Annotated in this window: 1 protein-coding gene and 1 pseudogene; one reads left to right on the forward strand and one right to left on the reverse strand. The window is 57.7% G+C overall.

What is annotated here, in order from left to right:
- Positions 1-213: pseudogene (locus DVK06_RS16700) on the reverse strand (DUF63 domain-containing protein); the annotation flags it as partial.
- Between the two features lie 66 nt (positions 214-279).
- Here DVK06_RS16700 and deoC point away from each other — a divergent pair.
- A partial coding sequence (gene deoC, locus DVK06_RS16705; RefSeq protein ID WP_121601115.1) for a deoxyribose-phosphate aldolase occupies positions 280-865 on the forward strand: 586 nt, incomplete at its 3' end.

Here is an 865-nt window from a genome sequence, read left to right on the forward strand (position 1 = left end):
CAGCGGTTCGACGACTGGCGGAAGCAGTCCGACCACGTACAGGACGTGCAGCACCGACCCGGTCACCATCCACGGGACGAGTGCGAGGACGTGCGCCGACGAGACGGTCGGGCGCGTTCGAACCAGTCCGACGCCGACACCAACGAGTCCCGCGACGAGGACGACGAGATACGGCAGCGGGGGGAGCGCGAATCCTTCGGGGAGGATGGCCATGCAGGAGGCGCGACGGGGCGGCGTGAAAGCCTTACGTTCTTTAGGCCCGCGTTGCCACCTCCCGGTATGAATCGCGACGACCTCGCCGCCCGTATCGACCACACGGTACTCGGTCCCGAGACGACGATGGCTGACGTAGAATCCGTCCTCGACGACGCCGACGAGTGGGGCATGAACGCCTGCATTCCACCGTGCTACGTCGCCGAGGCGAGCGAGTACGCACCCGACGTGCTGCTCGCGACGGTCATCGGCTTCCCGCACGGCCAGAATACCACCGTCGCCAAGCGCGAAGAAGCGGTCGACGCGTGGGAAGCCGGTGCCGACGAACTGGACATGGTCATCAACATCGGCGCATTAAAAGATGGACGTTTTGATGATGTACAACAAGACATTGAAGCAGTGGTGGAAGCTGCGAAAGGTCACACAGTAAGAGTGATTATTGAGACGGTATTGTTGGACCATGACGAAATCGTAAAAGCGAGTGAATTAACAAAAGCGGCTGGTGCGGACTTCGTTAAAACTTCAACAGGTTTTGCAGGTGGCGGTGCGACTGCAGAAGACGTTAAATTAATGAAAGATACAGTAGGTGCTGATGTAGAAGTAAAAGCATCAGGTGGCGTACGTAATTTAGAAGATTTCAATAAAATGGTTG

The sequence above is a fragment of the Halorubrum sp. Atlit-28R genome, from assembly GCF_003665955.1.
Classification (GTDB): Archaea; Halobacteriota; Halobacteria; order Halobacteriales; family Haloferacaceae; genus Halorubrum; species Halorubrum tropicale.